Raw genomic sequence first — 4056 nt, 5'->3', positions numbered from 1 at the left:
CCTCGCCGCCAGCCGGCACGCGCTCGAGCTGCGGCGCGCGCACGCGCTCGCCGGCATTGTCGTAGGCCTGCACCACGTCGTGGAACGCGCGGCCGCGCGCGGCGTCGGCGTCGTGGCCGGCCAGCGCGGCGGCCGCCGCGTTCAGATAGGTGATGCGGCCGGCCGCATCGGTGACGATCACGCCCTGCGTCAGCGACGCCAGCGTGGTTTCGTAATCGCGGCGCTGCGCGGCTTCGCGGCGGCGCAGCGTCTCGTTGGTGAGCCGCGCGTGATGGAACGCGGCCACCACCGCGCTGACCACGCCCGACACCAGCAGGAACAGGCCGATTTCCATCGCCTGCATGGCGGGCGAGATCGGATAGGCGACACGATCGCCGAGGAACAGCAGCCAGATCAGCAACGCGCTGACGAGCGCGGCCACGAGGCCCGCCCCGAACGAGACGATCCAGGCGATGCCCGCGATGAACGGGTAAAACAGCACCAGCGGCATGTTCGGGCCGCCGAAATGGACAAGCAGCGACTGCAGCACCGTCGGCATCGCGACGAGCGCGGCGACGGTCCCGCCATGACGCATCCAGCCTGATTCGAGTTGATTCATCTGCTCGGCTCCCGTCCGCGCCGCCGCGATGCCGGCCGGACGCCATCCCCTGCCGCCTCGGCGGCCCCTCTCCTCGCGCAGGTTTCGCGGCGCGCTTACGACGGCGTCTTGTCCGCCGTACCCGCCTTGTCGCGCTTGTCGTCGCCCTCGATCTGCGCGAGGCGGTTGTAGATCGTCTTGAGGCTGATGTCGAGCACCTCGGCCGCATGCGTCTTGACGCCGTTGCACTGCGCCAGCGTACCGAGAATCACGCGACGGTCCACCTCCTCCAGCGTGGTGCCGAACGGCACCGACACCGCGTCGTCGTCGCCCGCCGCCTCGCCCGACACCTCGGTCATGATCGGCGCCGGCAGCGTGTCGATCAGATCGCCGTCGTTGAAGATGCTGGCGCGCTGCACGAAGTTGCGCAGCTCGCGCACGTTGCCCGGCCATTGGTAGCCCGACAGCGCCGCCAATGCGGACGGCGCAAAATGCATGCCGCGTCCGGTTTCCTCGTTGAGCCGGTCGAGGAACGCCGCGGCCAGCATCGGGATGTCCTCGCCGCGCGCGCGCAGCGGCGGCAGCGTGATCGGGAACACGTTGATGCGGTGATAGAGATCGGGGCGCAGCTTGCCGTTGGCCATCGCCGCATCGGTATCGAGGTTGGTGGCGGCCACGATCCGCACGTCCACGTCGAACTCGCGCGACGAGCCGAGCCGCGTCAGGCGCCCGGTTTCGAGCACGCGCAGCAGCTTGACCTGCGACTCCATCGGCATTTCGGTGATTTCGTCGAGGAACAGCGTGCCGCCGTCGGCGCGCTCGAAGAAGCCCTTGTGTTGACGATCGGCGCCCGTGAAGCTGCCGCGGTCGTGCCCGAACATCTCGCTTTCCACCAGGTTCGCCGCGATCGCCCCGCAGTTGATCGCGAGGAACGGGCCCTTGCGGCGCAGGCTCAGGTCGTGGATGGTTTGCGCGGCCAGTTCCTTGCCGGTGCCCGATTCGCCCATCAGCAGCACCGACGCCTCGGTGCTCGCGACGCGGCTGATCGCGTCGTACATGGTCTGCATCGGCGGCGAATTGCCGAGCATGCGACCGAAGCGGCCGAGCCGCTTCAGTTCGCCGCGCAGCGAGGCGATCTCCTCGTGCAGCACGCTGGTGCGCGGCACGCGCGCGAAGATGCTGTTCAGGCGCTGCATGTTCAGCGGCTTGACGAGGTAATCGGTGGCGCCGCGCCGCAGCGCGTCGATCGCGGTTTCGAGGCTGGCGTGGCCGGTGGTCAGCACCATCTCGCAGTGCACGCCCTTCGGCAATTCGTCGAACAGATCCATGCCGCTGCCGTCGGGCAGCATCAGGTCGCAGAGGATCAGATCGGGGGTATGCAGGGCAATCAGCTTGCGCGCCTCGGCCAGCGTCGCCGCCGTGTCGCAATTGAGCTGCTGCGTTTGCGCGAGCACCGAGAGCATCTCGCGGGTGTCGGCATCGTCTTCAACGACGAGGATATAGGGCATTGACGCTCCATCGCGGAGCACGCGCCAGCGGGCATCGAGGCCGAGCGCCGGGCAGCGTGCAGTAGGAGCATCGGGCGCTGTGCAACCCGATGACGCCCGGAAAGAAGGACCGGCGGCATGGGGTGCCGATCACGATGACGCCGATCCTGCCACCGGATCAGCCGCTTGGCCTGGCCTGTCGACTTGGCGTGCGGGCAGTATAGAGGACAACCTGTCGCACCCGGTCATTATCGTTTTTTTCTATCCGACCATGCCAAGCGTATTGGAATTTTCAATTCATGAACGGCGAGAGGATTCGGCTACGCTTGCCTTATCTTATAAAAATTACACGTTTCACGGGGATCGTGTACGGAGACACGCTCTTCCACCGAGATCCATTCATGTCGAAAACATCCAGCGACGGCCGCCGGCTGGCCGGCTCCTCGCCGCGCATCCAGGCGCTGCTGTCGAAAATCGAGAAGGTTGCCGCCACACGCGCGAGCGTGTTGATCGTCGGCGAAAGCGGTGCGGGCAAGGACATCGCCGCGCGGCTGCTGCACGATGCCAGCTCGCGTGCGGGCGGGCCGTTCGTGGCCGTCAATTGCGGCGCGATCCCGGCCGATATCGCCGAATCGCAGTTGTTCGGCCATGAAAAAGGCAGCTTCACGGGCGCGGCGTCGCAGCATATCGGCTGGTTCGAAGCGGCCGCGGGCGGCACCGTGTTTCTCGACGAAATCGCGGAAATGTCGCGCGACCTGCAGGTCAAGCTGCTGCGCGCACTCGAATCGAACACCATCATGCGGGTGGGCGGCACCGAAACGATCGCGCTCGACGTGCGGATCGTCGCGGCCACCCATCACAATCCCGTCGATGCGATCCAGGACGGCCGGCTGCGCGAGGATCTGTTCTACCGGCTCGCCGCGTTCGCGCTGCATGTGCCGGCGCTGCGCCACCGCGAAGGCGACGTCGAGGACATCGCGCGCGACCTGGTGGCCGGGCTCAATGCCCAGCACGGCAGCGACAAGGCGCTTTCGGCGCAGGCGCTCAAGGCGCTGCGCGCCTATCCGTGGCCGGGCAACGTGCGCGAGTTGCGCAACACCATCGAGCGCGCGTTCATCCTGTCCGACGGCCAGATCGAACTCGACCTGCCGCGCCAGGTGCCGCCGCGCGTGGACGTGCGCGACAACGTGATGTCGCTGCCGCTCGGCGCCACGCTCGCGCACGCGCAGCAGCGCTTCATCGTCGCGTCGCTGCGGCATTTCGAGGGCGACAAGCCGCGCACCGCCAAGGCGCTCGGCATCAGCCTCAAGACGCTGTACAACCGGCTCGCGCTGATGCGCGAACACGGGCTGGAACAGGAACTCGAGGAAAGCGCGCGCCGCTGAACGCGCGCTGCCGGCGGCTCGATGGCGGCGGGCAGCGATGTCGCGCTCGCCACCGGGCGGCAACACGCCGGCGCGATGCGGCAGATCGTGCTCGTCGCCGCGCCAGCAAGCGCGTTCGTTGCGCGCCTGCCGGTTCGCCGGCCCGTGCGTGGCTCGCGAGCGATTCGGTTGGCGTCGCTGCATCGCATACCGCCTCGATCGCTTCGGTGAGGCGAATCGGGTTCAGCCGGCTTCGCTTTTTTCGTCGTTTACTTCAAACCGATTGAAAGATTTGCCGGATCGGCGGCGCGGACGCTCAAGGCGCGTCGTCGTCGCGCTCGGCCTCGTCGTCGTCGCCGGCGAGCCGGCCGGTGCGGTCCGGCTCGATATCGGCGCTGTCGACGAAATTCGAATCGCCGTCGGCCGAGGCGCGCTCGCCGGTGCCGGCGCGATCGGTGCCGGCCGCGCCGGCTGCCGCGCCGCGTTCGAGCGCGTGGGCGTCCAGTTCGTCTTCCACGTCGAACGGGCGGCGTTTCGCGCCGCGCGTGTCGCTGCCGCTGTCCGACGAATCGCTCGGGCCGAGCGTGTCGGCATCGTGGCCGCTGCCGCCCGACGGATCGAGCGGTTC

At 68.1% G+C, this 4056-nt stretch carries 4 protein-coding genes; 1 reads left to right on the top strand and 3 read right to left on the bottom strand.

The features are described from left to right. Positions 1 to 598: PAS domain-containing protein (locus tag G3N92_RS31765; protein WP_206131497.1), on the bottom strand; the 598-nt coding region annotated here is incomplete at its 3' end. Between the two features lie 95 nt (positions 599 to 693). Next, positions 694 to 2085 carry a sigma-54 dependent transcriptional regulator gene (locus tag G3N92_RS31760; RefSeq protein WP_206131496.1) on the bottom strand — a complete coding sequence of 464 codons (1392 nt, stop codon included), beginning with the start codon at positions 2083 to 2085 and terminating at the stop codon, positions 694 to 696. A gap of 380 nt (positions 2086 to 2465) precedes the next feature. On the opposite strand from G3N92_RS31760, the gene G3N92_RS31755 reads away from it, so the two are divergent. Beyond that, positions 2466 to 3449, top strand: a complete 984-nt coding sequence (locus G3N92_RS31755; RefSeq protein WP_206131495.1) for a sigma-54 dependent transcriptional regulator — start codon at positions 2466 to 2468, stop codon at positions 3447 to 3449. 295 nt (positions 3450 to 3744) lie between these two features. Here the strand turns inward: G3N92_RS31755 and G3N92_RS31750 are convergent. After that, on the bottom strand, positions 3745 to 4056 hold a 312-nt coding region (locus G3N92_RS31750; RefSeq protein ID WP_206131494.1), incomplete at its 5' end, for a chemotaxis protein.

This window comes from Burkholderia sp. Ac-20379, assembly GCF_017104645.1.
Taxonomy (GTDB): Bacteria; Pseudomonadota; Gammaproteobacteria; order Burkholderiales; family Burkholderiaceae; genus Burkholderia.
This window is presented reverse-complemented; position numbering and strand designations above follow the sequence as displayed.

Coding starts and splice junctions, on each gene's coding strand:
- G3N92_RS31755 (WP_206131495.1), top strand. CDS start 2,466: ATGTCGAAAACATCCAGCGACGGCCGCCGGCTGGCCGGCTCCTCGCCG.
- G3N92_RS31760 (WP_206131496.1), bottom strand. CDS start 2,085: ATGCCCTATATCCTCGTCGTTGAAGACGATGCCGACACCCGCGAGATG.